Raw genomic sequence first — 26,230 nt, 5'->3', positions numbered from 1 at the left:
TCCCGCAGCGGCCTCACGCGTTTCCACGGCGGGTGCGACGCAATTCACGCGGGCATGCCTGTGACGCGCGGACGTGAATTCCCGGCGCGCCAGAAAAAGGGCAGCGGAAATACACCGCCACCGAATATCTCCTCTTTGTATACGGCGCATATGTTAATGCCGCAGGCTGGACATGTTTACGGGGTGTTGCGAAGTCCTCACACGGTCGGTGCGATCCTGGCCGCCGGCGAACCGGAGCCGGTGCGCGCCGGTCGCGCGCTCGGTGTGCAGGGCCGTGATGGCCCGCGCGCGCTCGCCGTCGCCGCGCGCCACGGCGTCCACGATCGCGCCGTGCTCCGTCCAGGACTCCACGGGGCTGGCCGGCGCCTCCACGGCGTACATCCAGGCGATCTTGTGTCGCAGCTGGGTCAGCATGGCGATCAGCGCGGGGCTTCCGGAGGCCTGGGCGAGCGTCTCGTGGAACCAGCCGCCCAGCGAGCGCAGATCCTCGCTGTTTCCCCTCCTCGCCCGCTCCTGGCCCAGCCGGACGAGACCGCGCAGGACCTTCAGATGGGCCTCGGTGCGCCGCTGGGCGGCCCGGGCGGCGCCGAGCGGCTCCAGCAGCATGCGCATCTCCAGCAGGTCGGAGGCCTCCTGCTCGGTGGGCTCCGCGACGCACGCGCCCGCGTGCCGCCGGGTCACCACGAAGCCCTCCGCCTCCAGGGTGCGCAGGGCCTCCCGGACGGGGACGCGCGAGACGCCGTAGCGGCGCGCGAGGAGTTCCTCGGTGAGCCGGCCGCCACGCTCGTAGACACCCGCGACGATGTCGTCCCGGATCGCCGTGCACACCGAGTGCGCCGGAATACGCATGACCGACCTCCGCCTTAATCCCCGTGAAACGTCGACGATTGACGTGTGTTCAGTGACTCTATTGCAAAGAGCCGGAATTTCCGATGGCGGGCCGGAATCCATGGATATTTTTTGGACAAACAGACCCCTGAAACGCCGAAAGCCCCGGCTCGGGGAGCCAGGGCTTCGGGCAGCGCAGCCGCCTGTCGTCAGACGTTCACACCGTGCGAGCGGAGGTAGGCCAGGGGGTCGATGTCCGAGCCGTACTCGGCGGTCGTACGGGCCTCGAAGTGCAGGTGTGCTCCGGTGACGTTGCCGGTGGCGCCGGAGAGGGCGATCTGCTGTCCCGGGGTGACCGTCTGGCCGACCGAGACGGCGATGGACGACAGGTGGCCGTACTGGGTGTACGTACCGTCGTTCATCTTGATCACGACTTGATTGCCGTACGCCCCGCCCCAGCCGGCCTCGACGACGGTGCCGGAACCGACCGCGTGGACGGGCGTGCCGCTCGCAGCGTGGAAGTCGACACCGGTGTGGCTGCCGGAGGACCACAGGGAGCCGCCGGACTGGTAGCCGGTGGAGACATAGGAGCCGGTGATGGGCAGCACATAGGTGTTGAGGCGCTTGCGCTCGGCCTCACGGGCGGCCCGCTCCTTGGCCTCGCGCGCCTCCTTGGCCCGCTCCTCCGCGCGCTTCTCGGCGGCCGCTTCGGCCGCCTTCTCGGCGGCGGCCTCCTCGGCGGCCTGCTGCTGGGCGGCCGCCTGGGCGTCGATCTGGTCGGCGACCGAGTCGCCGATGGTGACGACCGGCAGCAGGCCGGTCTGTTCGAGCGCCGGCTCGGCGGCGAGCGCGGGGGCGGCCAGAGTGCCGACGACGCCGGTGGTGGTGAGCGCGGCGACGCCCGCGGCGCGGGCGGTCGTGCGCTGCATCCGGCTGGGACGACGATGCTTCCCGGTGGCGCGGGTGAACGCCATGAAGTGGCTGGTCCTTTCCTTCCTTCTCGCCTACCGGGTTAGCTGACGGGTTCGGAGCAGGAAGGTCTCCTACGGACCCCCTCGCTGCGCGCGGGCGTCCGATTCACCCCAGGGACTGCATCGTTGGGTCCCCGGCTCCCCTGGCTCGCGCCGTTCGGGGACTCGGCGATGACTGTCCGGTGCCGCGGGCGCGGCGCACTGCCTGACGGACAGCCCGGAAGACGCTAAACGGGGCATCTTTCAATCCCCAAACGGAACACGGCTTTTGTAGCGCATGCCACAGGTCAGACAGGTAGCCTCTCCCTCAATTGGGACATAAAGGGGCCCTGGTGACTCTTTCGTCACCAGGGCCCCTACGCGCGCGTGCCGCTGTCAGGCCTTCTACTCGGCCGTGACGACGGTGACTTCGCCGATACCGAGGGCCGCGACAGGCTCCTTGATCTGCGCCGCATCGCCGACGAGGACGGTCACGAGACGGTCCACCGGGAAGGCGTTGACGACCGCCGCGGTGGCCTCGACGGTGCCCGTCGCGGCGAGCTGCTGGTACAGCGTCGCCTGGTAGTCGTCGGGCAGGTGCTGCTCGACCTGGTCCGCCAGCGTGCTCGCGACGGCCGCCGCGGTCTCGTACTTGAGCGGCGCCACCCCGACGAGGTTCTGTACGGCGACGTCCCGCTCGGGATCGGTCAGACCCTGCTCGGCGAGCGTGCGCAGCACCGTCCAGAGGTCCTGCAGGGCGGGACCGGTGTTCGGCGTGTCGACGGAGCCGCTGATGGCGAGCATCGCGGCGCCGCTGCCGTCGGGCGCCGAGCGCAGCACCTGGCCGAACGCGCGCACGCCGTAGGTGTAGCCCTTCTCCTCGCGCAGGACACGGTCCAGGCGGGAGGTGAGGGTGCCGCCCAGGCAGTACGTGCCGAGCACCTGGGCAGGCCACACGCGGTCGTGCCGGTCGGAGCCGACGCGGCCGATCAGCAGCTGGGTCTGCACGGCGCCGGGGCGGTCCACGATGACGACCCGGCCGGTGTCGTCGGCGGTCACCGGCGGCACGGGGCGCGGCTGGGCCGGGGAACCGGTCCAGGCGCCCAGGGTGTCGCCGAGCAGCGCGTCGAGGTCGACGCCGGTGAGGTCGCCGACGACGACTGCGCTGGCCGTGACGGGCCGGACGTGCTTCTCGTAGAAGGCACGTACGGCCGCGGAGTCGATGACGGCGACCGTCTCCTCCGTGCCCTGGCGCGGGCGCGACATGCGCGAGGTCGCCGGGAACAGCTCCTTGGAGAGCTCCTTGGCGGCACGGCGGGACGGGTTGGCCAGCTCGTGCGGAATCTCGTCGAGGCGGTTGCGCACGAGCCGCTCGACCTCGCTGTCGGCGAATGCGGGCGCCCTGAGTGCATCGGCGAGCAGGCCGAGGGCCTTGGCCAGGCGGGAGGCGGGGACCTCCAGGCTCAGGCGGACGCCGGGGTGGTCGGCGTGCGAGTCGAGGGTGGCGCCGCAGCGCTCCAGCTCGGCGGCGAACTCCTCGGCGGAGTGCTTGTCGGTGCCCTCGGAGAAGGCCCGCGCCATGATCGTGGCGACGCCGTCGAGACCGGCCGGCTCGGCGTCCAGGGGCGCGCCCAGGAGCACCTCGACGGCGACGACCTGCTGGCCGGGGCGGTGGCAGCGCAGGACCGTCAGACCGTTGTCGAGCGTCCCGCGCGTGGGCGCCGGGAAGGCCCACGGCCTGGCCTCGCCCGCCCGGGGCTGGGGGTGGAACTCCATCGTGGCGAGCTCGGTCACTGGGCCGCCTCCTCGTTGTTGTCGTCGGTGGGTTCGGCAGCTTCGCCAGCTTCGGCGGCTTCGGCGGCGGTCGGCTCGTAGACGAGCACCGCGCGGTTGTCGGGGCGCAGGCGGGCCTTGGCGACCTCCTGGACCTCTTCGGCCGTGACGTCCAGCACGCGCTGGACGGCGGTCAGGGCGAGCTGCGGGTCGCCGAACAGCACGGCGTACCGGCACAGTTCGTCGGCGCGGCCGGCGACCGTGCCGAGCCGGTCCAGCCACTCGCGCTCCAACTGGGCCTGGGCGCGCTCCATTTCCTCGGCCGTGGGGCCCTCCTCGGCGAACCGGGCGAGCTCCTCGTCGATGGCGGCCTCGATGACCGGCACCTCGACGTCACCGGAGGTCTTCACGTCCAGCCACCCCAGGGAGGGCGCTCCGGTCAGCCGCAGCAGGCCGAATCCGGCCGCCACGGCCGTACGGTCACGCCGTACGAGCCGGTTGTAGAGGCGGGACGACTCGCCGCCGCCGAGGACGGTGAGGGCCAGGTCGGCCGCGTCGCACGCGCGCGTGCCGTCGTGCGGGAGCCGGTAGGCGGCCATCAGGGCGCGCGCCGGGACCTCCTCCTCGACGATCTCGCGCAGCTGCTCGCCGATGATCTCGGGCAGCGCGCCGTCGCGCGGGGCCGGCTTGCCGTCGTGGGAGGGGATGGAGCCGAAGTACTTCTCGATCCAGGCGAGCGTCTGCTCCGGGTCGATGTCACCGACGACGGACAGCACCGCGTTGTTGGGCGCGTAGTACGTGCGGAAGAACGCGCGCGCGTCCTCCAGGGTCGCGGCGTCCAGGTCGGCCATCGAGCCGATGGGCGTGTGGTGGTACGGGTGGCCCTCCGGGTAGGCGAGGGCGGTCAGCTTCTCGAAAGCGGTCCCGTAGGGAACGTTGTCGTAGCGCTGACGGCGCTCGTTCTTGACGACGTCCCGCTGGTTCTCCATGGACTCGTCGTCGAGGGCCGCGAGCAGCGAGCCCATCCGGTCGGCCTCCAGCCAGAGGGCGAGCTCCAGCTGGTGGGTGGGCATGGTCTCGAAGTAGTTGGTGCGCTCGAAGCTGGTGGTGCCGTTCAGCGAGCCGCCGGCGCCCTGCACCAGCTCGAAGTGCCCGTTGCCCTTCACCTGCGCGGAGCCCTGGAACATCAGGTGCTCGAAAAGGTGAGCCAGACCGGTACGTCCCTTGACCTCGTGGCGCGAGCCGACGTCGTACCAGAGGCACACCGCCGCGACCGGGGTCAGGTGGTCCTCGGAGAGCACCACGCGCAGGCCATTGGCCAGGCGGTGCTCGGTCGCTGTCAGGCCGCCGGAGCCTGCCTGGGCTGTGGCCGTGTGACCCATGGGCATGTACGTCCCTTCGATCGCGGTGCGGTCGGTGAAACCGCCGATTTCCTGCCGTCCTGCCACTGTATGCAAGCGCGCCGACCAGGTGTGAAGTTCCCGGAGCCCGTACGCCGAGAGCGAGAAGCGGGTCACCCGGCGCGAGGGCGTAGCCTGCGGGCAGCGCGGGGCCGGGCGGCCGACGACGGGGTCCAGGGTCCGCGTTGTCAGTGGCGCGGTCCACAATGGACCGCGTCAGATCCGTCGAACGCTTCAGCAAGCGTGAGCCGAAGGGGCGCGACAGCGACCTGAGCGCCCCCGTAGGCGAGCGACCAGAAACCAGGAGGAGCCGGCAGCGATGGCCCGCCGCAGCACGAAGACCCCGCCGCCCGACGACTCATACGAGGAGCGGATCCTCGACATCGACGTCGTGGACGAAATGCAGGGCTCCTTCCTCGAGTACGCGTACTCGGTCATCTACTCCCGGGCCCTGCCGGACGCCCGTGACGGTCTCAAGCCCGTCCACCGCCGCATCGTCTACCAGATGAACGAGATGGGCGTACGCCCCGACCGCGGCTATGTGAAGTGCGCCCGCGTCGTCGGCGAGGTCATGGGTAAGTTGCACCCCCACGGCGACGCCTCCATCTACGACGCCCTGGTACGCATGGCCCAGCCCTTCTCCATGCGTGTGCCGCTGGTCGACGGCCACGGCAACTTCGGCTCGCTGGGCAACGACGACCCGCCGGCCGCGATGCGGTACACCGAGTGCCGCATGGCCGAGGCGACGAGCCTGATGACGGAGTCGATCGACGAGGACACCGTCGACTTCACCCCCAACTACGACGGCCAGGAGCAGGAGCCGGTGGCTCTGCCCGCCGCCTTCCCGAACCTGCTGGTCAACGGCTCCTCGGGCATCGCGGTCGGTATGGCGACCAACATGCCGCCGCACAACCTGCGCGAGGTCGTCGCGGCCGCCCGCCACCTGATCAGGCACCCGAACGCCGATCTCGACGCCCTGATGCGCCACGTTCCGGGCCCCGATCTGCCCACCGGAGGCCGGATCGTCGGCCTGTCCGGGATCCGCGACGCCTACGAGACGGGCCGCGGCACGTTCAAGATGCGGGCGACGGTGTCCGTGGAGGACGTGACGGCGCGCCGCAAGGGCCTGGTCATCACCGAGCTGCCCTTCGCCGTCGGCCCGGAGAAGGTGATCGCGAAGATCAAGGACCTGGTCGGCTCGAAGAAGCTCCAGGGCATCGCCGACGTCAAGGACCTCACCGACCGTGAGCACGGGCTGCGCCTGGTGATCGAGATCAAGAACGGTTTCGTGCCGGAGGCGGTCCTGGAGCAGCTCTACAAGCTGACGCCCATGGAGGAGTCCTTCGGCATCAACAACGTCGCGCTGGTGGACGGCCAGCCCCTCACGCTGGGCCTGAAGGAGCTCCTGGAGGTTTATCTCGACCACCGCTTCGAGGTCGTGCGCCGCCGCTCGGAGTTCCGCCGCGGCAAGAAGCGCGACCGGCTGCATCTGGTCGAGGGCCTGCTCACGGCGCTGGTGGACATCGACGAGGTGATCCGCCTGATCCGCTCCAGCGAGAACTCCGCGCAGGCGAAGGAACGCCTGATGGAGCGTTTCGCGCTGAGCGAGATCCAGACCCAGTACATCCTGGACACACCGCTGCGCCGCCTCACCAAGTACGACCGCATCGAGCTGGACGCCGAGAAGGACCGGCTCACCGCGGAGATCGCGGAGCTGACCCGGATCCTCGAGTCGGACGCGGAGCTGCGCAAGCTGGTCTCCTCCGAACTGGCCGCGGTGGCCAAGAAGTTCGGCACCGAGCGGCGTACGGTCCTGCTGGAGTCCGCGGCGACCCCGGCCGCGGCCGTACCGCTCCAGGTGGCGGACGACCCGTGCCGGGTGCTGCTGTCCTCGACGGGCCTGCTGGCCCGCACGGCGAACGGCGAGCCGTTCGCGGAGGACGCCGACGCTCGGCGCACCAAGCACGACGTGATCGTCTCGGCGGTGCCGGCCACGGCCCGCGGCGAGGTAGGTGCGGTCACCTCGGCCGGCCGCCTGCTCCGGATCAACGTCGTCGACCTTCCGCAGCTCCCGGACACGGCGACGGCCCCGAACCTCGCCGGAGGCGCGCCGCTCGCCGAGTTCGTCTCCCTGGAGGACGACGAGACGGTCGTCTGTCTGACCACGCTCGACGAGTCCTCCCCCGGCCTGGCACTCGGCACGGAACAGGGCATCGTCAAGCGCGTGGTCCCCGACTACCCGGCCAACAAGGACGAGCTGGAGGTCATCACGCTCAAGGAGGGCGACCGGATCGTCGGCGCGGTCGAGCTGCGCACCGGCGAGGAGGACCTGGTCTTCATCACGGACGACGCACAGCTGCTGCGCTTCCAGGCCTCGCAGGTCCGCCCCCAGGGCCGCCCGGCAGGCGGTATGGCGGGCATCAAGCTGACGGACGGCGCCAAGGTCATTTCCTTCACCGCGGTCGACCCGGCGGCGGAGGCGGTCGTCTTCACGGTCGCGGGCTCGCGCGGCACGCTGGACGACTCCGTCCAGACGACCGCGAAACTGACCCCGTTCGACCAGTACCCGCGCAAGGGCCGCGCCACCGGCGGCGTGCGCTGCCAGCGGTTCCTGAAGGGCGAGGACTGCCTGTCCTTCGCCTGGGCGGGCGCCACCCCGGCGCGGGCCGCGCAGAAGAACGGCTCGCCGACCGACCTACCCGAGCTCGACCCGCGCCGCGACGGCTCGGGAGTGTCGCTGGCGAAGCCGGTGGCGTCGGTGGCGGGGCCGGTTTAGGGCGACGGTTCGGACGGATCGTCGGAATCCGGTTCCTCGGAGTTCTGGACGTAGCGCAGGACGCCCCACATGCCTTGCTCGTCGGCGTGTGGGGCGTCGCTCTTGCACGCCTGAAGTTCCTTGCCGAGGGTGTGGGCGTCGATGTCGGAGCCGATGAGGACGAGCTGGGTGACACGGCCGGCGCCGGCGGCCCAGGGCTCGGGATAGAAGCGCAGGAACCGGCCGACGGCGTGCACGAGGTAGCAGTTGCGGGGGTCGTGGGCGCCGAAGTCGACGTACCCCTTGATCCGGTACAGCCCCTCGGGCCGACTGTCGAGGAACTCCATCAGCCTGCGCGGGTTCAGGGGCACGTCGGAGACGAAGGACAGGCTGTCGTAGGCGGCGTGCAGATGGTCGCCGTGCTCGCCCTCGTGATCGTGGTCGTGCAGGTCGTCGAAGGACAGCTGTCCGACGCGCTCCTGCGACGGTCGGCAGTCGAAGAGGAACTCCGGATCGATACGGCCGTACGTCGCCGGGACGACGGCGGCACCGTCGGTGAGGGAGCGGACGAGGGCGAGGGCGTGTCCGGCGTCGGGCGTCCTGTCGATCTTGTTGACCACGACGAGGTCGGCCAGGCCGAGGTGCCGGTCGATCTCGGGGTGCTTCGTGCGGGTGTCGTCGAACTCGGCGGCGTCCACAACCTCGACGAGGCCGCCGTAGACCACGCGGGGATTCTCGCTGGCCAGCACCATGCGTACGAGCTCCTGTGGCTCGGCGAGCCCGCTGGCCTCGATGACGATGACGTCGATACCGGCGCCGGGCCGCGCCAGCCGTTCGAGGTAGACATCCAGCTCACTGGCGTCGACGGCACAGCACAGGCACCCGTTGCCCAGGGAGACCGTGGAGTCCCCCAGCGCACCGGCCACGGCCATCGCGTCGATCTCGATGGCCCCGAAGTCGTTCACGATGGCGCCGATACGGCTGCCGCCGCTGCGATGGAGGAGATGGTTGAGGAGCGTCGTCTTGCCGGAGCCCAGGAATCCGGCGAGTACGACGACCGGGATCTGCTGCGGGCTCGGGCGCTCCCCCACCGTGCGACCTCTCTCACGCCTACGCGTGCACCGGTTCGCGGTCCGGCGCACCCTACGAGAATTGAATGCCGCCCCAGGATACGAGCACCAAGAATCCCCGCGAAGTGAACGATTGTTAGCAGCGCTTGCGGGGCAGACGTTCGGCAAGGCGCCGGTTCGTGCGACCCTCGCTTCCTTCCGTGCGCCTCCTCTCCGCCTCCCCGCCGATCAGAGCCGCTCGGCACTCTGGGAGACGGCAAGCGCCGCCCACCGCTCGCCGGTCCCCTCCAGTCGACCCGCACCCCGACGACCGGCGGACGGCCGCCTGATTCGGGGGTTGACATGGCCACACGGAAGAACACCGCGGGGAGGCTGGCCTCCGCCGCAGCCGGTCTGATGCTCGCGACCGCCACGGTGACGCTGGTTGCCCGCCAGCGGCGTCTTGAGGAGGCCCGCCTGCAAGTGAAGCGACTGGAACTGGAAGAACTCGCATCCCGCCGCACGACGATCGCACATCAGCAGCGCATGCACTGGGAACTGCTGGCCAAGGCGATCGACGATCCCTCGCTGGCCGCGGTGATCGACACCTACGACAAGAGCATCCCGGCGGAGAAGCGACGCCAGTTCTTTTACGCGAACGCCTGGTACGTCAACCTCTACCACCTCTACGAAGCGGGAATCCTGGACCAGGAGGAGCTGTTCGGACGCCTGCGCGAGATCTTCCAGAGTCCCCTCCTCCGGGAGTACTGGGAGGCCTCGAGGGCCCAGCGCGCGACTCTGAAGCAGTCGTCCGACGAGGCGAGGATCGGGCTGATGGTCGACGGTCTCATCAGAGACCTCGACGAAGCCGACACCGACGAGTGGTGGGTGGTGGGCAACCCGCCATCGACCTGATGACCGGACAGCGTGTGATCCGCTTGATCACACGCACGGCCGATGTCACGGGAGCATGATCACCACGCTGCCGTATGTCACACGGGTCAACTCTTGGGACGCCTGAGTGAGTTTGCGCCCCTTGCGGCAGCCGCACCTGTCAGAATGCAGCGCGATACAGTGCCCGAACCTCCGTAAGGACCGGTACCCCTTGAAGATCGTGCGCCGCATCGGTGTGCCTCCGAGCGCCCGTGGCAGTACCTCGGGAGCCAACTGCCCTGACCTCTTCGAGCTGAGCGACGGCAATTTCGCCGTCATCGGCACGGAGGCCACCGAGGCGCTGGAGCGTGAACTGCCTGCCGACGCCTCCCGCGCGGACTACGAGCGCATCGTGATCGTGAGCCGGGAGACCCTGATTCGCGCCAAGGCAGACATCCCCGACGCCTGATATCACCGCACGAGATCGCGTCCACCCCAGACTCGTGCCGTCCATCGCCCCGGCCGCCCACAACCGTTGAGCGAACCGGAGCCCGTCGGGCGAGCAGACCGGCATCCCGCGCCTGCTCGATCCCCACCGATGAGGCCTGGCGTCGGAACGACACCAGGCCGCACGCGTTCGTCAGGCCGTCTCCGGCACCTTGACCGGCGCCCCCGGCCCCACATACCGCGCCGCCGGGCGGATGATCTTCGGGTCCTGCGCCTGTTCCAGGATGTTGGCGCTCCAACCCACCACCCGCGCCGCCGCAAAGGTCGGTGTGAACATCTCGCGGGGCAAGCCGCAGAGCTCCATCACCACGCCGGCGTAGAACTCGACATTGGCGTGCAGTTCACGCCCGGGCTTGAGTTCGGCCAGGATCGCCTCCACCCGGCGCTCGACCTCCACCGCGAAGTCCACCAGAGGACCACCGAACTGCTGAGCAATGCCCCGCAGCATGCGGGAGCGAGGGTCCTCCGTACGGTAGACGGGGTGGCCGAAACCCATGATGCGGTCACCGGCGAGGACACGCTCCCGGATCCATGGGTCGATCCGGTCCACCGTGCCGATCGCGTCCAGCGTGTCCAGCGCCCGACTGGGCGCACCCCCGTGCAGCGGCCCGGACAGCGCTCCCACCGCCCCCACGAGACACGCCGCGACGTCGGCGCCGGTGGACGCGATGACCCTGGCGGTGAAGGTTGATGCATTGAATCCGTGATCAATGGTTGAGATCAGGTATTGCTCGATCGCCCGCGCCTGCTGCGGGTCCGGCTCCGAGCCCGTCAACATGTAGAGGTAGTTCGCCGCATACGGCAGGTCCTCGCGCGGTGGTACCGGCTCCAGTCCCTTCCCCAGGCGGTGCAGCGCCGTGAGTACGGTCGGTACGGCCGCGGCCGCCACGACGGTGTCCGTGCGGCGCCGGTCCGCGTCGATGTCGTACACGGGGCGGAAGTCCTGCGCCGCGCCCAGCAGGGACAGCGCCGTACGCAGCCCGGCGAGCGGGCCCGAGCGTCCGCCGGCCGCCGCGATGGCGGGCAGCGCCGCCGACACCTCGGCGGGCAGCCGCCGCAGCGCCGCCGTCTCGGCGGCGAAGGCGGCACCGCGTTCGCCGTCCGGCAGTTCCCCGTGGACCAGGAGATGCCAGACGTCCTCGAAGGCGCGGGACTGGGCGAGTTCGACGGCGGAGTACTGGCGGTAGTGGTAGAAGCCCTCGAGACCCCGTACGTCACCGATCTGGGTGTCGGTCACGACGACACCCGCGAGTCCCCGCGGTACGTCGACAGAGATGGCTGCGGACCTGTTGACGGACATGATTTCCTCCCTGAACTTGATTTGACTGTCTATGCTTGACTAATTGCTGTCAATATTGACTCAATCAATGTGTCGTCCAGGCCGATACGGTGAATCCCATGCGCGATCAAGAACCGGACGCCGTCCGGCGGGAACAGCGGCTGAGCACCAAGGAGGCCGCCGAACTGCTCGGCGTGAAGCCCGAGACCGTGTACGCCTACGTGAGCCGCGGTCAGCTCAGCAGCGAGCGCGTGCCCGGCGGCCGGGGCAGCACGTTCGACGCCGGTGAGGTGGAGGCACTCGCCCGGCGCAACAGGCGGGAGACCGGAGGGAATTCGGGCACCGGCACCGACCTGGCCGTACGCACCCGCATCACGCTCATCGACAAGGACCGGTACTACTTCCGTGGTGTCGACGCGACCGAGCTGGCCGCACGCCACTCCTACGAGGAGATCGCCGAGTGGCTGTGGACCGGGCACCTGCACCCGGGCGTCACTTTCGACGCACCCAAGGCATCCGTCTCCGTCGCCCGCCGCGCCGTCGACGCCCTGCCCGAACACACCGGCGCCACCGACCGGCTGCGTGTCGCCGTGATCGCCGCCGCAACCGCGGACCCCCTGCGCTTCGACCTCTCCGAGGAAGCCGTGCTGGGCACGGCACGCGTCCTGATCCCCACCGTCGTCGCCGCCCTCCCGCCCGTGCGCCGCGCCCACCGCGGCGAGGGCCCGCTGGCACACCGTCTGTGGGCGCGGCTCAGCGGGCGGGACCCCGACGAGGTGTCGCTACGCGCCCTGGACACCGCTCTCGGCCTGCTCGTCGACCACGACCTGGCCGCGTCGACGCTCGCGGTGCGCGTGGCGGCGTCCGCCCGCGCACACGCCTACGCCGCCGTCTCCGCCGGGCTCGGCGTGATCGAGGGCCCCCTGCACGGGGCAGCCAGCGGGCTCGCCCATCGGATGCTGCTCGACGTCCTCGACCAGGGCGACGCGGCGCCCGTGGTCGCGGAGGAGCTCCGGACCGGCCGCCGCATCCCGGGCCTCGGGCACCGGCTCTATCCCGGCGAGGATCCACGCGCGCGTGCCCTGTTCCGCCTCCTGGAGGACATCCCCCAGGCAGCGCCCGCCCTGGCCGCCGCACGGGACGTGGCGGCCACCGCCGCCCGTCACACCCCGCTGCACGCCAACGTCGACCTGGCACTGGCCGTGCTCACCACGTCCTGCGCGATGCCGGCCACGGCCGGGGAGACGATCTTCGCAATGGCCCGTACGGCGGGCTGGATCGCCCACGCGCTGGAGGAGTACCGGGAGCGGCCGTTGCGGATGCGTCCCAGCGGACACTACGTGGGCGCGAAGCCGCCGCAGCCCTTGCCGGAGTAGGACACGAACGGGGCCGGAAGTCACCCTGCACGAAGTCAGGTTAGGCTCACCTCTGTGAGTACGTGCGCGACCGTCTCGCGGGACTTCGACGAGCCCATTTCCGGAACCGCGGCCACAGCAAGGACCTGGCTCCTGCTGGAACAGCCGGGTCCGTGGGGCGCCAGGGCGCTCACTTCGAGCCACCTGGACCCCGCACTGGGCCGAGCCCTGGAGGCGACCGCCAAGGGCACGGGCGTACGGATCGCGCTCATCCGCCGCCCCGGGCGCCACGCCGACTGCGGCACGCCCGCGGTGCGTCGGCTGTACGCCGCCCACACCACGCCGGGCAACGCGTGGCTGCACACGGCCACGACCGCCGACCCGGAGCGGTTGCTCGACCTCGACTTCACCGCGCTCGGTTCGGGTGACCACCGCACCTTCGACACCGCGCTTCAGGGCCGCCCGCACACCGGCGGTCCGCTCGCGCTCGTCTGCACCAACGGCAAGCGCGACCGCTGCTGCGCCCTCCTCGGCCGTCCCCTCGCGGCCGAGCTCGCCGCCTTCGGGGTGGGGGGCATCTGGGAGGTCACTCATCTGGGCGGTCATCGCTTCTCGCCGACCGTGCTCGTCCTGCCGTACGGCTACGCATACGGCCGCGCCGAGGCCCACACCGTCAAGGAGGTCCTGCACGGGGTCCAGGAGGGCCGGATCGTCCTGGAGGGGTGCCGCGGGAGCTCGGCCTGGGAACGGCCCGGTCAGGCGGCCGAGCTGGCGGTGCGTACGGCGGTGCGGGAGTTCGCGGCGGACGCGCTGAGCGTCGTACGGACCGAGAACGCGGTACGGACGGACGGTGCGGCGCCTCGCTGGGAGGTGACCGTGGCGCATGCCGACGGACGCCACTGGCGGGTCGTGGTGGCCCAGGGCGCGTCCCTGCCGCCCCGCCCGGAGAGCTGCGGAACCTCGGTCCTCGGCGCCCCAGCGCGTATGGACGTGGTGGCCGTGCGCGAACTGACACCGACGGCACTCGCGAGCTGACCTCCGGCCCGCCCGAGGGTGGCGCGGGCCGGCCCGGACGCGAGGTCCACACCTCCCTCTACGGCAGAACCGTTCCCCCACGTACCGTCATGGGTATGAGCCGGACTCACCCCATGCGCCGCCTGCGCCTCGGCCTGCCACGCCGGGTGTTCTCGCAGGTGCTGCTGATGCAGGTGGCGATCGCCGCGGGAGTCGCGGTGCTCGCCACCGGACTGTTCCTCGCACCGCTGAGTGACCAGCTGGACGACCAGGCCATGCGGCGAGCGCTCGCGATCGCGCAGACCACCGCGGCCCAGCCGCAGCTCGCCGAGGAGCTGCAGCGGACGCCCGCGACGGCCGACGGGCCGGTCCAGCGGGAGGCGGAACGGATCCGGAAGGCCACCAAGGCCGAGTACGTGGTGGTGATGGACCGGCGGGGCGTGCGCTGGTCGCACACCGAGCCCGCGGAGATCGGCAGGCACGTCTCGACGGACCCCAGCGAGGCGCTGGCCGGCCAGGAGGTCATGGAGATCGACGAGGGCACCCTGGGCCGTTCCGCGCGCGGGAAGGTGCCGTTGCGCGACGGCGACGGGGACATCGTCGGAGCCGTCTCCGTGGGTATCGCCTACGACAGTGTCCGCGCCCGGCTCATCCACGCGATCCCCGAGCTGCTGGCGTACGCCGGCGGTGCCCTGGCCGTCGGCGCGCTGGCCGCCTGGCTCATCTCCCGGCGGGTCCAGCGGCAGACCCGGGACCTGGCCTTCTCGGACATCGCGGGCCTGCTGGCGGAGCGCGAGGCGATGCTGCACGGCATCCGGGAGGGTGTCGTCGCCCTGGACCGCACCGGCCGCATCCGCCTGCTGAACGACGAGGCGCAGCGCCTGCTGGGCATCGGGAACCAGGCCGTGGGCCGCTCCCCCGACGAGGCGCTCGGCGCGGGCCGTACGGCCGACGTGCTGGCGGGCCGGGTCATGGGCACCGACCTGCTCACCGTGCGCGGCCCGCGCGTCCTGGTGGCCAATCGCATGCCGACCGGCGACGGCGGCGCCGTGGCCACCCTGCGCGACCGCACCGAACTGGAGGAGCTCGGCCGGGAGCTGGACTCCACGCGCGGCCTGATCGACGCACTGCGCGCCCAGGACCACGAGTACGCCAACCGTATGCACACCCTCCTGGGGCTGCTCGAACTGGAGATGTATGACGACGCCGTGGAGTTCGTCGGAGAGGTCGTCGGCGCCCATCGGGACACTGCGGAACAGGTCACCGAGAAGATCAAGGACCCGCTGCTGGCCGCCCTGCTGGTCGGCAAGGCGACCGTCGCCGCCGAGCGGGGCGTCGCGCTGCGGATCTCGGGCCACACCCGGCTCCCGGACCGGGTGATCGACGCCCGGGAGCTGGTCACGATCGTCGGCAACCTGGTGGACAATGCGCTCGACGCCGTCGCGGGCACGCCGCACGCGCGCGTGGAGGTCGAATTGCACGCCGAGGGGCGTACCGCGGTGCTCACGGTGCGGGACACGGGGCCCGGAGTCCCGCCGGAGCTGCGAGAGTTGATCTTCACCGAAGGGTGGTCCACCAAGCGGCCGCCCGCGCACCGGGAGCGGGGCATCGGGCTCGCCGTGGTCCGCAGGCTGGCGGAGCGGCACGGAGGGTCGGCCACCGTGGGCGAGGCTACGGGCGGCGGCGCTGAGTTCACCGTCGTCCTGCCCGAGGCGCTGGCGCCGGCCGAACCGGACCCGGAACCGGCCCTCACCGTGCCATCAGGCCAACCGGCCACCGCCGAGGAGGAGTCGCGATGATCGAGGTCCTGGTCGTGGACGACGACACCAGGGTCGCGCGGGTGAACGCCGCGTACGTCGAGAAGGTGCAGGGCTTTCGTGTCGCCGGAGAGGCGCACAACGCGGCCGAGGCGTTGCGTCAGCTGGAGGCGCTGCCTCAGGTGGACCTGGTCCTCATGGACCACTACCTGCCCGACGAGACAGGTCTCGCGGTCGTGCAGGAGATGCGCCGACGCGGCCACCAGACGGACGTGATCATGGTCACGGCGGCTCGCGACATCTCGACGGTCCAGGCGGCGATGCGGCAGGGCGCGCTGCAGTACCTGGTCAAGCCGTTCGCCTTCGCAGGGCTGCGCGCCAAGCTGGAGGCGTACGCGGAGCTGCGCCGGACCCTCGACAGCGGCGGTGAGGCGGAACAGGCCGAGGTGGACCGCATCTTCGGCGCGCTGTCCGCGCCGTCGGAGCCGGATCTGCCCAAAGGGCACTCCCCCACCACCGCCGAGCTCGTACGGCAGTCCCTGATGAACGCCGAGGGCCCTCTGTCGGCCCAGGAGATCGCCGAACGGACAGGGGTGAGCCGTCAGACCGCTCAGCGCTATCTGAAGCTCCTGGAACGCACGGGACGGGCCACGCTGACCCTCAAGTACGGCGACGCGGGCCGCCCGGAGCACCGTTACGTGTGGGCGACCCGCGCCTGAGGACACGGTCGGGAGGGGCTCCGGTTCCTACACGGCACCCGCCCCGGTCAAGGACCGCACCTGGGTCTCCGCGTGCTTGGCCTCGTCCGGTGCCTCCGCCGAGGTGACCGTGCCGAGCCAGCCCGCGAGGAAGCCCAGGGGGATCGAGACGAGGCCCGGGTTCTGCAGCGGGAAGTACTGGAAGTCCAGGCCCGGAAACAGCGATTCGGGGCTGCCCGACACGACCGGTGACAGCAGCACGAGCGCCACGGCCGGAACGAGCCCGCCGTAGACGGCCCACACCGCGCCACGGGTGGTGAAGCCACGCCAGAACAGCGAGTAGAGCAGCACCGGCAGATTGGCGGACGCGGCGACGGCGAAGGCGAGCCCCACAAGGAAGGCGACGTTGAGGTCGCGGGCGAGGATGCCGAGCGCGATCGCGACCACGCCGATACCCACCGCGGCCGCCCGTGCGACGCTCACCTCGCTGCGCTGCTCGGCCTTCCGACGGCGCAGTGACGCATACAGGTCATGGGCCACGGACGCCGAGGAGGCGAGCGTGACTCCGGCGACCACCGCGAGGATGGTGGCGAAGGCGACGGCGGCGACGATCGCGAAGAGAACCGTTCCTCCGGTGGAATCCGCGCCGCCGCCCAGGTCGAGTGCCAGCAGCGGAACCGCCGTGTTGCCGGCCGCGTTCGAGCCGCGTACCGCCTCAGGTCCCACAATCGCCGCCGCACCAAAGCCGAGGACGATCGTCATCAGGTAGAAGCCGCCGATGAGCCCGATCGCCCACACGACCGAACGCCGCGCCGCCCGCGCGGTGGGCACGGTATAGAACCGGGACAGAATGTGCGGCAGCCCGGCCGTCCCCAGCACCAGGGCGAGACCGAGGCTGATGAAGTCGAAACGGGCGGTCCAGTCCCCGCCGTACGTCAGCCCCGGCGCCAGGAACGCGTCCCCGTGACCGCTGTGCTCCGCCGCGGAGCGCAACAGGTGGTCGAAGTCACCGTGGAACCGCACCAGGACGAGCACGGTGAGGGCGATCGCCCCGCCCATCAGCAGGACCGCCTTCACGATCTGAATCCACGTGGTGGCCCGCATACCTCCCAACGACACATAGACGACCATGAGCGCCCCGACACCGATGACGGTCCAGGACTGCGCCGCCTCGCTCGCCCCGCCCAGCAGCAGCGCGACCAGGCTGCCCGCACCCACCATCTGCGCCACCAGATACAGAACGGACACGGTGACGGAGGAGGTTCCCGCCGCGATCCGCACCGGCCGCTCCCGCATCCGCGCGGCGACGACGTCGGCCAGGGTGAACCTGCCGCAGTTGCGCACCAGTTCGGCGACCAGGAACAGCACCACGAGCCACGCCACCAGGAAGCCCACCGCGTACAGCAGCCCGTCGTAGCCGAAGAGCGCGATGAGCCCGGAGATGCCCAGGAAGGAGGCGGCCGACATGTAGTCGCCGGCGATGGCAAAACCATTCTCCATGGGCGAGAAGAGACGTCCGCCCGCGTAGAACTCCTCCGCCGAACCATGCCGGTTGCGGCTCACCCAGGCCGTGATCCCCAACGTGATGGCGACGAACCCGCTGAACAGCAGCAGCGCCAGCGTCTGATGATTGCCCGTCACGACGCACCGCCTCGCACGCTGCGGGCCAGTTCCTGGGTCTCCCAGCGCAGTTCGAGCGCGGCCCGATCCCTGCGCAGGCGTGCATGCCGGGCGTACGCCCAGGTCAGCAGGAAGGTGCTGAGGAACTGCCCGAGCCCGGCCAGCATCGCCACGTTCACCGCGCCCACCACGGGCCGGGCCATCAGTCCCGGAGCCGTCGTCGCCGCGACGACGTACGCCACGTACCAGACGAAGAAGCCGGCCACCGCCGGCACCACGAACCTCCGGTACCGGCTGCGCACCTCCTGAAAGGCAGCGCTGCGCTGTACCTCGAGGTAGACCTGGCCCGCGGCCACCGCCCGGTCCGCGGGCTCGGACCCTTCCGTACGCGCCGCCGGAACGGGCGTCACCAGCTCCGCCGCGCCACCCGACTCGCCCCAGCCGGAGGCCAGGGCGTCGTACCAGGGATCGTCGTACGGGTAGCGATCCTCGGTCTTCTCGAACGAACTCTCGGGACCGCCCCCGCCTTCGCAGGAACGATCGTTGCTTGCGTGCATGCCCAAGCATGGACAGACCGGGAAGATCCCTGACTCTTCTTCCCTCTGCCCTTCACCCCATCAGGTGACCGAATCCGCTGCTGGAGCCGAGGACGAAAGTCACCCGTCCCCGGCTCTGGCCCAGCACAGCGGTCACGCGTCGATACGCGACCGGTCCAGCGTCGCCGCCGAGTTGGAGATGAACTCCTTGCGCGGGGCGACGTCGTTGCCCATCAGCAGGTCGAACACCTGCTCCGCGGCCTCCAGGTCGGAGAGGTTGATCCGGCGCAGGGTGCGGTGACGCGGGTCCATGGTCGTCTCGGCCAGCTGGTCGGCGTCCATCTCACCGAGACCCTTGTAGCGCTGGATCGAGTCCTTGTAGCGGATGCCCTTGCTCTGGAACTCCATGAGCTTGTCGCGCAGCTCACGGTCCGAGTACGTGTAGACGTACTTGTCCTGGCCCTTCTTGGGCTGGATGACCTCGATCCGGTGCAGCGGCGGCACCGCGGCGAACACCCGGCCCGCCTCGACCATGGGCCGCATGTAGCGCTGGAACAGCGTCAGGAGCAGGCAGCGGATGTGGGAGCCGTCCACATCGGCGTCGGTCATCATGATGATCTTGCCGTAGCGGGCCGCGTCGATGTCGAACGTCCGGCCCGACCCCGCTCCTATGACCTGGATGATCGCGCCGCACTCGGCGTTCTTGAGCATGTCCGTGACGGACGACTTCTGGACGTTGAGGATCTTGCCGCGGATCGGCAGAAGCGCCTGGAACTCGGAGTTCCGGGCGAGCTTGGCAGTGCCGAGCGCGGAGTCTCCCTCGACGATGAAGAGCTCACTGCGGTCCACGTCGTCGCTGCGGCAGTCGGCGAGCTTGGCGGGCAGCGACGAGGACTCCAGTGCCGTCTTGCGGCGCTGCGCGTCCTTGTGCTGGCGGGCGGCGATGCGGGTGCGCGCGGCGGCGACGACCTTCTCCAGCACCACGCGGGCCTGCTGGGCGGCATCCCGCTTGGTGGCGGTGAGGAAGGCCTTGAGTTCCTTGGAGACCACGTTGTTCACGATGCGACGGGCCGCCGAGGTGCCGAGCACCTCCTTGGTCTGCCCCTCGAACTGCGGCTCGGCGAGGCGGACGGTGACCACCGCGGTGAGGCCCTCCAGGGCGTCGTCCTTGACGACGTCGTCCTCGGCGACGCGGAGCAGCTTCTTGGCGCGCAGCACCTCGTTCACCGTCTTGGCGACGGCCTGCTCGAAGCCGGCGACATGGGTGCCGCCCTTGGGCGTGGCGATGATGTTGACGAACGACCTGACGGTCGTGTCGTAGCCGGTCCCCCAGCGCAGTGCGACGTCGACACCCAGCTCGCGGGTGACCTCGGTGGGAGTCATCTGGCCGTGCTCGTCGAGGACGGGGACGGTCTCCTTGAAGGTGCCGTGTCCGGTCAGGCGGAGGATGTCGCAGACCGGCTTGTCGGTGGCCAGGAACTCACAGAACTCGCTGATGCCGCCGTCGAAACGGAAGGACTCCTCGCCCTTGCTGCCGCCCTCGCCGAGGCCGTACTCGTCCCGGACGACGATCGTCAGGCCGGGCACCAGGAACGCCGTCTGACGCGCGCGCTGGTGCAGGTTCTCCAGGGAGAGCTTGGCGTCCTTGAGGAAGATCTGGCGGTCGGCCCAGTACCGCACGCGCGTGCCGGTGCGGGTCTTGGGGATCTTCTTCGCCTTGCGCAGGCCGCTCTTCGGCTCGAACTTCGCGTCCGGTCCCAGCGCGGCGAAGGCGCCGGGGACACCCCGCCGGAAGCTGATGGAGTGGGTGTGGCCGCCGCGGTCGACCTCGACGTCCAGCCGGGCGGACAGGGCATTCACGACAGAGGCGCCGACGCCGTGCAGGCCGCCGGAGGCCGCGTACGAGCCGCCGCCGAACTTGCCACCGGCGTGCAGCTTGGTCATGACGACCTCGACACCGGAGAGGCCGGTCTTGGGCTCGACGTCGACCGGGATGCCCCGGCCGTTGTCCCGCACCTCCACCGAGCCGTCGTCGTGCAGGATCACCTCGATGTGGTCGCAGTACCCGCCGAGGGCCTCGTCCACGGAGTTGTCGATGATCTCCCACAGGCAGTGCATCAGGCCACGACTGTCCGTCGAGCCGATGTACATGCCAGGTCGCTTGCGAACGGCTTCCAGCCCCTCCAGGACGAGCAGGTGCCGCGCGGTGTAGTTGGAACCGTCCCGGTCTGCTCCTGCCAGCAGCGCTGTGGACGGCACGGACGTTTCGGCGGTCACGCGGTTCGCTCCTCGCTGAATTTCATTGGGGGCCCATCTGGGTAAGGGCACGGCTTCGGTTGCCGCTCAGAGGGTACCGAGGCCTGGTAGAGCCGTTGTAACGCCACCCTCGCTCCGAACTCAGACTAGTCCAGAGTCGCATACACGTTCGATCCCTCGATGGAGTGAAGCACACATCACGTTCCCTTCGAGGCATGAACCATTTAGGCTCCGGGCACGTCCTCATGAACAAACCGGCAAGCCAGCCGGGAGGACCGACACCGACAGACTGCGCGAACCCGTAAGACACATAGACACGCAATACGGCACATTCGCCGCCACCCGGCAGCACACAGCCGCCTCGGAAAAATCTTTCGAGGAAAAGCCGCGAGCGGGAACGTTTTCGGGCTGGTTGGATGTTGACCCTGGTACGACAGCTCGTCGAGCTAGAGAAGAGGCGACGTGACTACTGTTCTGACCCCCGCGAGCCCGCTGACGGCCGCTGATCGCTGCGACCGCTGCGGCGCCCAGGCGTACCTGCGCGTGGTCCTGCTCAGCGGCGGAGAACTGCTCTTCTGCGCCCACCACGGCCGCAAGTTCGAGCCGGAACTCAAGAAGATCGCCGCTGAGATACAGGACGAGACGGAACGCCTCACCACCGTTCCGGGCACCGCTAACGAAGAAGAGCGCTGACCCTCCGTCCGCGACGAGCCAGCCCGATACAGGCCGATGACCGGGCGGCTGCCCCTGCTGTCAGGGTCGGCCGCCCGTCCTCGTCCCAGGCGGTCCCGCTCGGGCTCCGCCAGAGCCCCTAATGCGATTCTTGTGCGGCGCTCTCCCAGCCCAGCCTCCGGATGACGTCGGACACCCGCGTATAGACACCCGGGCTGCCGGCCCGTCCGCAGCCGCTCCCCCAGGACACAAGCCCGATCAGCTTGCCCTGGGCGACCAGCGGCCCCCCGCTGTCCCCCTGGCAGGCATCCCGACCGCCCACCTTCTCCCCCGCACACACCATGGCGTCGGCCAGATACGCGCCGCCGCCCATGCCGGGGTAGGCCTCCTCGCAGAGGGTGTCGGGCAGCACGTGCACGCGTGCGGCCCGCAGTCCGGCGGCGTAGTCCCCGGCCCCTGTGACATCGCCCCAGCCGTAGACCATGGCGCCGGTACCGGCTTCGTATGCCGGATCGCCCGCGGCGGCCATGCCCATGACCGCGTCGCGCGGCAGCGACTCGGCGAGGGTGAGCACGGCGAAGTCCCCGGCGTTGCTTTCACTGTCGTACTTCGGATTCACCCAGCTTTCGCGTATGGGGATCTCCCGGCCCTCGGTCGAGCGCAGATCCGTACGCCCCGTTATGACCTTCAGGTCGCGCGTCTGCTCCGGCGGTGCCCCCAGCGCGTCCTCAGAAAGGCAGTGGGCCGCGGTGAGAACGGTCTTCGGGCCGACCGCCACAGCGCCGCAGAACTGTCCCGACCGCGTACCCCCGAACCGGTCACGGCTGGACAGGGCCACCACCCAGGGGCTCTCGGAGGCATCGACCGGGAAGCCGCCCACGACAATGCCGTCTGCGGCCGCCGGGGCGACGGCAGCCAGCGGTATCGCGGACAGGGCGGCCGCCAGGACGAGCGGCCGGGCCAGCGCACGGACAAAGGGACGACGCATGCGTACTCCTCACTCTGAGGTGTTCATGGGAAACCCAGAGTGATCCAGTAGACGGAGCGCCGCACCCGCTCCGCCCCACGTCGAAGGCCCGGCACCCCTCGGGGTGCCGGGCCTTCGACGTCGTACGACCGCGACCTAGTCGAGGTAGTCCCGCAGCACCTGCGAACGCGACGGGTGGCGGAGCTTCGACATGGTCTTGGACTCGATCTGGCGGATGCGCTCACGCGTGACGCCGTACACCTTGCCGATCTCGTCGAGGGTCTTCGGCTGACCGTCGGTGAGACCGAAGCGCATCGAGACGACGCCCGCCTCGCGCTCCGACAGGGTGTCGAGGACGGAGTGCAGCTGCTCCTGCAGGAGCGTGAAGCTGACCGCGTCGGCCGGGACCACGGCCTCGGAGTCCTCGATGAGGTCACCGAACTCGCTGTCGCCGTCCTCGCCCAGCGGGGTGTGCAGGGAGATGGGCTCGCGGCCGTACTTCTGGACCTCGATGACCTTCTCCGGGGTCATGTCGAGCTCCTTGGCCAGCTCCTCCGGGGTGGGCTCGCGGCCCAGGTCCTGGAGCATCTGGCGCTGCACGCGCGCGAGCTTGTTGATGACCTCGACCATGTGCACCGGGATACGGATGGTGCGGGCCTGGTCGGCCATGGCGCGGGTGATCGCCTGACGGATCCACCAGGTGGCGTACGTGGAGAACTTGTAGCCCTTGGTGTAGTCGAACTTCTCGACCGCGCGGATCAGACCGAGGTTGCCCTCCTGGATGAGATCCAGGAAGAGCATGCCGCGGCCGGTGTAGCGCTTGGCCAGGGAGACCACCAGACGGAGGTTGGCCTCCAGGAGGTGGTTCTTGGCGCGGCGGCCGTCCTCGGCGATGATCTCCAGCTCGCGCTTGAGCTTGGGCGCGAGCTTGTCGGAGTTGGCGAGCTTGTCCTCGGCGAAGAGACCCGCCTCGATGCGCTTGGCCAGCTCGACCTCCTGCTCGGCGTTGAGCAGGGGGACCTTTCCGATCTGCTTGAGGTAGTCCTTGACCGGGTCGGCGGTGGCACCGGCTGCGGCGACCTGCTGGGCGGGAGCGTCGTCCTCGTCCTCGTCGGACAGCACGAAGCCGGCGCTCTCGGCACCCTCGGGCTCCTCCGCGCCGCCCTTGGCCTCCTCGAGCACCTCCTCCTCGATGAGCTCGGCGTCGTCCTTCTTGGCGGCGGTCTTCTTCGCGGGCGCCGCCTTCTTGGCGACGGTCTTCTTGGCGGCCGCCTTCTTGGCGGTCGTCTTCTTGGCAGCGGCCTTCTTGGCAGGCGCTGTTTCCTCGGCCGGATCGTCGACGGCAGGCGCGGCGGGGGCAGCCGTGGAGGCGGTGGCCTTGCTGGCCGCCACCGTCTTCGCCGCGACCGTCTTGGTGGCCGTGCGCTTGGCCGGACTCTTCGCTGCGACGCTCTTTCGGGTGCGCTTGGGCTCTGCGGCACTGACCATCAGCGTCACACCCTCTTCCTCGAGGATCTGGTTGAGGCTGCGCAGTACGTTCTTCCACTGAGTGGCCGGAATCTGGTCGGCTTCGAAGGCCCGACGCACGTCATCGCCGGCGATCTGCCCCTCAGCCTTTCCCCGCTCAATGAGCGCCATGACAGAGACGGATTCGGCGATCTCCGGCGGGAGCGTACGGGATGTGCTGGCCGACACGAACAACCTCTCGGAATGTTGGAAAACGACTTCCGGCCCCGTCCACGACGGACAGGAGCCGACCGCCGACTGGGGATGGCCGACGGCGCGGGCGGGGGCCGGGAAGATGCACAGCGCCATGAATGGCGTCCGTATTCCCTCCGCGGCTGTCACCTCTTAGGTCATCGCGGTGCCGCCGCGAGCGTTACGCCCAATCTGCGTGGCCCGAGTCACACCACGTAAGCACTCAAAAACTGTCATACACGGACAGAGGAGGTCACCCTGGGGTGCAGAGAGGTCACCACTGTGGGCGGCCTCGACCAGCACCGCCCTCAAGGCCTCACCGCGTCGCGCCGTCGGACCCCGCGGATCGAGAAAGATCCTGCGGGGTCCGACGGACGACGACTCGCCGGCCGAGCGATGCCGGGGAAGGAAACACCTTTCGGCCGCGACGCCCCGCGGTGTGCGGTCAGTGCTCGCGCGGGGCGGGCACCACACGCTCCACCTCGGGGTGGACGGTGAGCAGCTGCCGCATCGCCGCCTCGGCCGCGGCACCGTCGCCGGTGGCCAGGGCGTCGACGATGCGGCCATGGTGGGCCAGGGAGGTCTCGTTCGGCCGGTCACAGCCCGTGGCCGGGCCGCCCGACACGTGGAGGGCGGCGGAGACGATGCCGGAGAGGTGCTCCAGCATGCGGTTGCCCGCGACCTGGATGAGCAGCGAGTGGAACTCGGCGTCGGCGCGAGCGAAGGTGAGCGCGTCACCGCGCCCCAGGGCGTGGCCCATGATCTCCACCATGTCGGCCAGCCGCTGCTGGATGTCCTCGCGTCCGTGCCCGGCGGCGAGCCGCGCGGCGAGCGGTTCGATCGTCCACCGTAGCTCGCTCAGCTCGCGGTGCTGATCATCACGCTGCGGCCCGAAGGCCCGCCATTCGATGATGTCCGGGTCGAGCAGGTTCCAGTCACTGACGGGACGCACGCGCGTGCCCACGTTGGGGCGGGCACTGACCAGGCCCTTGGCCTCCAGGACGCGGAGCGACTCACGGACGACGGTGCGGGAGACTTCGAAGCGCTGGCCGATCTCCTCGGGCACCAGCGGACGGTCGGCCCCGAGGTCGCCCGAGACGATCATCTGGCCCAGCTGCTGGACGAGTTGGCCGTGCAGTCCGCGTCCGCGGCTGCCCGCGGCGCGCCGGCCCGCACGGCCCAGCTCGGGGTCCGCGCCCTCCCAGGCGGGGGCGCCGACGCGGTCGGGGGCAGGGGCCTCGGCGTAGGGGTAGCGGTCGGCTTCGCCCGGGCCGGAGAGGCCGGAGTCTGCGGAGCGGGCGGGGGTCATCATGGTGTGCGCAAGGGTACTCACGGATCCTTTGTCGGCGCCCTCTTCAACTGCCTTGAGGTCTTTGGTGAAAAGCACACGAAAGGGTGATCGCTCACCCCGTCGCAATTGACGCCTTATCGGAAAGAAATGGGCTTTCCCGAGGGAGTTGTGCACAGTCCGGGACCGGAAGGGTGCGGACGGTGGTCATCGGGTCCTGCTCCGTAGGGTCGTGAGCAGAAACGCGCAGAGCAGGGCGGTCAGGGACAACGTCAGGGCGCCGCCCACGGGTTGGGCAATCACCCGGGCCAAGGCGGACAGATAGCGCTCTCCCCCGAAGGGCCACTGCAGCAGGAACAGCTCGCGCGCCCGCATGGGAAGACCGGCCGCGGTCCGCACGGAAGGTCCCTCGAAGGCCTTTTGTACGAGGGGTACGACGACAATCGGCACGGCGACCACCGCGGCAAGCCCGCCCGCTGTGGACCGGAAGACACCGGCGGCCAGCACGCCGGCCCAGGCACATCCCACCGTGAGCCCGAGCCAACTCGCGGTCAGGGAGAGCCAGTCCGAGGGAACCTGCACGAGCTCCCGTCCGTATACGAGATAGAGCACTTCGGCGTCGCAGCCCAACGTGAGGACGGCCAGGATCAGCGCAGTGGCCGCGGAGACGAGGAGCTTGGCGGCAAGCAGCCCCAGCCGGCGTGGCACCGTGCCGCGGTCCGCCGCCAGTGCGGGGTAGCGGAACTCGTCTCCGAAGGCCAGCGCCCCGAGCAGGCCCGCACCGAGCGCCGCGGGCGGCAGCGGCGCTTCCTGCGGCCACGCGGCGAGGAGGCGTGCCTGTGGTGTGTGTCCGACGCCAGCGAGAAATACGGCGGTCAGCGCGGACACGACGAGCACGACGGCCCCGGTGACAAATCCGGTACCCACTCCGACGGCCCGCCGCAGCTCGTATCGC

At 70.1% G+C, this 26,230-nt stretch carries 20 protein-coding genes, 1 pseudogene and 1 riboswitch; of the genes and pseudogenes, 8 read left to right on the top strand and 13 right to left on the bottom strand.

The window, feature by feature from the left end; translation table 11 throughout:
* Positions 1-153 precede the first annotated feature (153 nt).
* The 4 genes from ACTWQJ_RS15390 to ACTWQJ_RS15375 all read right to left on the bottom strand — a co-directional run bounded on the left by ACTWQJ_RS15390 (position 154) and on the right by ACTWQJ_RS15375 (position 4,933).
* Positions 154-849, bottom strand: a complete 696-nt coding sequence (locus tag ACTWQJ_RS15390; protein WP_443307196.1) for a GntR family transcriptional regulator — start codon at positions 847-849, stop codon at positions 154-156.
* 188 nt (positions 850-1,037) lie between these two features.
* Positions 1,038-1,802: a M23 family metallopeptidase gene (locus ACTWQJ_RS15385; protein WP_443307195.1), complete on the bottom strand. Its 765-nt coding sequence runs from the start codon at positions 1,800-1,802 to the stop codon at positions 1,038-1,040.
* A 13-nt stretch (positions 1,803-1,815) separates the two neighbouring features.
* Positions 1,816-1,980, bottom strand: a riboswitch (cyclic di-AMP (ydaO/yuaA leader).
* 203 nt (positions 1,981-2,183) lie between these two features.
* The gene (locus ACTWQJ_RS15380) at positions 2,184-3,572 is read right to left on the bottom strand and encodes a M16 family metallopeptidase (RefSeq protein ID WP_443307194.1); all 1,389 of its coding nucleotides are present in this window, start codon (positions 3,570-3,572) and stop codon (positions 2,184-2,186) included.
* Positions 3,569-4,933, bottom strand: a complete 1,365-nt coding sequence (locus ACTWQJ_RS15375; RefSeq protein ID WP_443307197.1) for a M16 family metallopeptidase — start codon at positions 4,931-4,933, stop codon at positions 3,569-3,571. Before ACTWQJ_RS15375 ends, ACTWQJ_RS15380 begins: the two co-directional genes overlap by 4 nt.
* 337 nt (positions 4,934-5,270) lie before the next feature.
* On the opposite strand from ACTWQJ_RS15375, the gene ACTWQJ_RS15370 reads away from it, so the two are divergent.
* A complete protein-coding gene (locus ACTWQJ_RS15370) occupies positions 5,271-7,727 on the top strand; it encodes a DNA gyrase/topoisomerase IV subunit A (RefSeq protein ID WP_443307193.1) in 2,457 nt (818 codons plus the stop codon).
* Here the strand turns inward: ACTWQJ_RS15370 and ACTWQJ_RS15365 are convergent.
* Positions 7,724-8,797, bottom strand: a complete 1,074-nt coding sequence (locus ACTWQJ_RS15365; protein ID WP_443307192.1) for a CobW family GTP-binding protein — start codon at positions 8,795-8,797, stop codon at positions 7,724-7,726. The two genes, ACTWQJ_RS15370 and ACTWQJ_RS15365, sit on opposite strands and share 4 nt — an antisense overlap.
* A 321-nt stretch (positions 8,798-9,118) precedes the next feature.
* Between ACTWQJ_RS15365 and ACTWQJ_RS15360 the strand changes: the two genes are divergently transcribed.
* Positions 9,119-9,670: a DUF6082 family protein gene (locus ACTWQJ_RS15360; RefSeq protein WP_443307191.1), complete on the top strand. Its 552-nt coding sequence runs from the start codon at positions 9,119-9,121 to the stop codon at positions 9,668-9,670.
* A 190-nt stretch (positions 9,671-9,860) separates the two neighbouring features.
* A complete protein-coding gene (locus ACTWQJ_RS15355) occupies positions 9,861-10,097 on the top strand; it encodes a hypothetical protein (protein ID WP_129801056.1) in 237 nt (78 codons plus the stop codon).
* A 171-nt stretch (positions 10,098-10,268) separates the two neighbouring features.
* Here the strand turns inward: ACTWQJ_RS15355 and ACTWQJ_RS15350 are convergent, their stop codons facing one another.
* Complete coding sequence (locus ACTWQJ_RS15350) at positions 10,269-11,435, bottom strand: citrate synthase/methylcitrate synthase (RefSeq protein WP_443307190.1); 1,167 nt, start codon at positions 11,433-11,435, stop codon at positions 10,269-10,271.
* Positions 11,436-11,533: 98 nt separating this feature from the next.
* Here ACTWQJ_RS15350 and ACTWQJ_RS15345 point away from each other — a divergent pair, with 98 nt between their 5' ends.
* The 4 genes from ACTWQJ_RS15345 to ACTWQJ_RS15330 all read left to right on the top strand — a co-directional run bounded on the left by ACTWQJ_RS15345 (position 11,534) and on the right by ACTWQJ_RS15330 (position 16,259).
* Complete coding sequence (locus tag ACTWQJ_RS15345; protein ID WP_443307189.1) at positions 11,534-12,790, top strand: citrate synthase; 1,257 nt, start codon at positions 11,534-11,536, stop codon at positions 12,788-12,790.
* A gap of 54 nt (positions 12,791-12,844) precedes the next feature.
* The gene (locus ACTWQJ_RS15340; protein ID WP_443307188.1) at positions 12,845-13,804 is read left to right on the top strand and encodes a sucrase ferredoxin; all 960 of its coding nucleotides are present in this window, start codon (positions 12,845-12,847) and stop codon (positions 13,802-13,804) included.
* Between the two features lie 95 nt (positions 13,805-13,899).
* Positions 13,900-15,582, top strand: coding sequence for a sensor histidine kinase (locus ACTWQJ_RS15335; protein ID WP_443307187.1), 1,683 nt, complete (start codon positions 13,900-13,902; stop codon positions 15,580-15,582).
* On the top strand, positions 15,579-16,259 hold the full coding sequence (locus ACTWQJ_RS15330) for a response regulator (RefSeq protein WP_443307186.1): 681 nt from the start codon (positions 15,579-15,581) through the stop codon (positions 16,257-16,259). Before ACTWQJ_RS15335 ends, ACTWQJ_RS15330 begins: the two co-directional genes overlap by 4 nt.
* A gap of 27 nt (positions 16,260-16,286) precedes the next feature.
* Here the strand turns inward: ACTWQJ_RS15330 and ACTWQJ_RS15325 are convergent, their stop codons facing one another.
* The 3 genes from ACTWQJ_RS15325 to ACTWQJ_RS15315 form a co-directional block, all read right to left on the bottom strand.
* Positions 16,287-17,879, bottom strand: a complete 1,593-nt coding sequence (locus ACTWQJ_RS15325) for a solute symporter family protein (protein ID WP_443307185.1) — start codon at positions 17,877-17,879, stop codon at positions 16,287-16,289.
* The gene (locus ACTWQJ_RS15320) at positions 17,876-18,415 is read right to left on the bottom strand and encodes a DUF485 domain-containing protein (protein WP_443307184.1); all 540 of its coding nucleotides are present in this window, start codon (positions 18,413-18,415) and stop codon (positions 17,876-17,878) included. The genes ACTWQJ_RS15325 and ACTWQJ_RS15320 overlap by 4 nt, the downstream gene beginning before the upstream one ends.
* A 132-nt stretch (positions 18,416-18,547) precedes the next feature.
* Positions 18,548-20,671, bottom strand: coding sequence for a DNA gyrase/topoisomerase IV subunit B (locus ACTWQJ_RS15315; protein WP_443307183.1), 2,124 nt, complete (start codon positions 20,669-20,671; stop codon positions 18,548-18,550).
* Positions 20,672-21,112: 441 nt separating this feature from the next.
* Here ACTWQJ_RS15315 and ACTWQJ_RS15310 point away from each other — a divergent pair, with 441 nt between their 5' ends.
* Positions 21,113-21,343, top strand: a complete 231-nt coding sequence (locus ACTWQJ_RS15310; RefSeq protein WP_443307182.1) for a DUF7455 domain-containing protein — start codon at positions 21,113-21,115, stop codon at positions 21,341-21,343.
* Positions 21,344-21,461: 118 nt separating this feature from the next.
* Here ACTWQJ_RS15310 and ACTWQJ_RS15305 read toward each other — a convergent pair whose 3' ends face one another.
* From ACTWQJ_RS15305 to ACTWQJ_RS15290, 4 genes and pseudogenes are all read right to left on the bottom strand, one after another.
* The gene (locus ACTWQJ_RS15305; protein WP_443307181.1) at positions 21,462-22,310 is read right to left on the bottom strand and encodes a S1 family peptidase; all 849 of its coding nucleotides are present in this window, start codon (positions 22,308-22,310) and stop codon (positions 21,462-21,464) included.
* Between the two features lie 135 nt (positions 22,311-22,445).
* Positions 22,446-23,984 carry an RNA polymerase sigma factor gene (locus ACTWQJ_RS15300; protein ID WP_443307180.1) on the bottom strand — a complete coding sequence of 513 codons (1,539 nt, stop codon included), beginning with the start codon at positions 23,982-23,984 and terminating at the stop codon, positions 22,446-22,448.
* Positions 23,985-24,432: 448 nt separating this feature from the next.
* Positions 24,433-25,320, bottom strand: a complete 888-nt coding sequence (locus tag ACTWQJ_RS15295; RefSeq protein ID WP_224736671.1) for a FadR/GntR family transcriptional regulator — start codon at positions 25,318-25,320, stop codon at positions 24,433-24,435.
* 162 nt (positions 25,321-25,482) lie between these two features.
* Positions 25,483-26,230, bottom strand: a pseudogene (locus ACTWQJ_RS15290) (ABC transporter ATP-binding protein); the annotation flags it as partial.

The organism is Streptomyces sp. KR55 (assembly GCF_052245645.1).
Lineage (GTDB): Bacteria > Actinomycetota > Actinomycetes > Streptomycetales > Streptomycetaceae > Streptomyces > Streptomyces flavusporus.
Note: the sequence above shows the minus strand (reverse complement) of the source record. Positions and strands in the feature narration are given on the sequence as shown.